At 43.0% G+C, this 2,667-nt stretch carries 2 protein-coding genes; one reads left to right on the plus strand and one right to left on the minus strand.

Annotation, left to right across the window (positions count from 1 at the left end; all coding sequences use genetic code 11):
• Positions 1–66: 66 nt before the first annotated feature.
• Complete coding sequence (locus H7N67_RS07795; RefSeq protein WP_187939608.1) at positions 67–1,398, minus strand: anaerobic C4-dicarboxylate transporter; 1,332 nt, start codon at positions 1,396–1,398, stop codon at positions 67–69.
• A 74-nt stretch (positions 1,399–1,472) separates the two neighbouring features.
• On the opposite strand from H7N67_RS07795, the gene H7N67_RS07800 reads away from it, so the two are divergent.
• Positions 1,473–2,528, plus strand: coding sequence for a type II asparaginase (locus H7N67_RS07800; protein ID WP_187939609.1), 1,056 nt, complete (start codon positions 1,473–1,475; stop codon positions 2,526–2,528).
• Positions 2,529–2,667 lie beyond the last annotated feature (139 nt).

A 2,667-nucleotide genomic window follows, 5' to 3' on the forward strand; every position in this document is an offset into this window, starting at 1 on the left:
AACCCTCTTTTTTAAGGGGGTTTAGAAAAAGCGCAACATCAAGCTTTTTATCGTTGATGATGAAATCTACAAAACCAACGGCGCGATAACAAACCCTAACGCTACGCTCAAAGAAACGACTAAAACCCCAGGTATCAAAAACGCATGATCAAACACATAACGGCCCATTTTAGTGGTGCCGGTATGATCCATAGCGATCGCTCCTAGTAAAGTGGGGTAAGTGGGTAACACAAACAACGCCGAAACGCTCGCAAAAGAAGCCACAATAATATACAAATGCTCGGTATGATTAGCGCTAATGCCTAAGGCTGTGATCACGCTTGGGATGAGCGCTTTAGAGGTGGCAGCTTGAGAATACAAAAGCATGGAAGCCAAAAAGAGCGCTACGGCTAATAAAAACGGGTAATCAGCGATCAAAAAAGAAGCGTATCGCTTGATCTCATCTATATGATTGCTCACAAAAGTATCGCCCAACCACGCCACGCCCAACACGCACACGCACGCTTGCATGCCGGATTTAAACACGCTTGAATGAGCGATTTCATTAGCGTTGATCTTGCAAAAAATCACAATTAAAGTCGCCACGCTCAGCATGAAAGACACAATCGCTTGATCTCTTCCTAAAACCACCGGGCTAATCAAAGCGATATTTTTAGAAATCGCGCTCGCATAAAAAACGATCGCTACAACCCCAACGATAAAAATCCATAGCGATAATTTCGTGCTTTTTGAGGTTTCTTTTTCTTCTTTGATTTTAGGGGGCGAGATTTTGCCCGCTTTCAAACGCTCTAAATAATGCGGATCACTATCTAACTTTAAATCAGTAAAACCCATAATAAACGCCGTGAGCATGCATGCTAAAAAAGTCGTAGGGATCCAAACCATTAAAAGGGTGAGATAATCCGCTCCTAAAGGCTCTAAAATACCGCTCATAAACACCACCGCCGCGCTCACCGGGCTTGCGGTAATAGCGACTTGACTAGAGACTACCGCTAAGCTTAAGGGTGCTTTGGGTTTGATGTTTTGGCTCTGGCTCACTTCCACAATCACCGGGATCAAGGAAAAAACCGTATGCCCGGTGCCGGCTAGTATCGTTAAAAAATACGCCACGCTTGGCGCTAAATAGTTGATTTGCTTGGGGTGTTTTCTTAAAATTTTTTCAGCGATTTTGACTAAGTAATCCAAGCCCCCCGCTTTTTGCATGGCGCTGATAGCGCTAATGACTGCCATGATGATTAAAATCACATCAAAAGGGATTTTGCCCGGGTTTAGCCCCAAAAATAAGCACAAAATAAGCACGCCCAAGCCCCCAGCATAGCCCACTCCCAAGCCCCCTAGCCTTGCCCCTAAAAAAAGCGAAAAAAGTAACACGATAATTTGAAAAAAGGCATCCACCATTAACCCTTTTAAATTTATTTTAACAACGATTCACTATACTATAAAATCTTTTAAATTTCAAAAGGTAGTCTATAATGAGAATGTTTTTGAAATTCTTGATTCTCTTATTTTGTTTGAAAGGGCAAGTTATGGCTCAAAATTTACCTACCATTGCTTTACTAGCGACAGGAGGGACGATTGCCGGGAGCGGCGCGAGTGCGAGTTCAGGTAGCTATAAAAGTGGTGAGTTAGGCGTCAAAGAGCTTTTGAAGGCTATCCCTAATCACCTTATTAAGATCGCTCGCATTCAAGGGGAGCAAGTTTCTAACATCGGCTCACAAGACATGAATGAAGAGGTATGGTTCAAGCTCGCCCAACGCGCCCAAGAGTTGCTAGACGATAGCCGTATCCAAGGCGTGGTCATCACGCATGGTACGGACACTTTAGAAGAGAGCGCGTATTTTTTAAATTTGGTTTTACGCTCCACAAAACCGGTCGTGTTAGTGGGAGCGATGCGTAACGCTTCTTCTTTGAGCGCGGATGGTGCTTTGAATTTGTATAACGCTATGAGTGTAGCGGTTAATGAAAAAAGCGCGAATAAGGGCGTGTTGGTGGTGATGGACGATAGTATTTTTAGCGCTAGAGAAGCGATTAAAACGCACACCACCCACACTTCCACCTTTAAAGCCTTAAACAGCGGCGCAATAGGGAGCGTGTATTATGGTAAAGTGCGTTATTACATGCAACCTTTAAGAAAGCACACGACAGAGAGCGAATTTTCTATTTTAGAGCTAAAAACCCCCTTGCCTAAAGTGGATATTATTTACACGCATGCTGGCATGACCCCTGATTTATTCCAAGCGAGCTTGAAATCGCATGCAAAAGGCGTTGTGATAGCCGGGGTGGGTAATGGGAATGTGAGCGCTGGGTTGTTAAAAGCGATGCAAGAAGCGAGCCAAATGGGGGTGGTTATCGTTCGTTCTAGCAGGGTAGGCAGCGGTGAGATTACTTCAGGCGAGATTGATGACAAGGCTTATGGCTTTATCACAAGCGATAATTTAAACCCCCAAAAAGCTAGGGTGCTTTTACAACTCGCTTTAACCAAAACAAACAATAAAGAAAAAATCCAAGAAATGTTTGAAGAGTATTGAACGATTCTCTTAGATCACCCAATTATTAAAGATAATTGGGTGATTTGGTTTATTGTGTTTTTGACTTTATTTTCATCAAATATTGATAACTATCAAAATAGATTTGATGAAGCTCCCCCCTATTTTAAAAAAGAGAGCC

This window comes from Helicobacter pylori (assembly GCF_014498195.1).
GTDB classification, from domain to species: domain Bacteria; phylum Campylobacterota; class Campylobacteria; order Campylobacterales; family Helicobacteraceae; genus Helicobacter; species Helicobacter pylori_DO.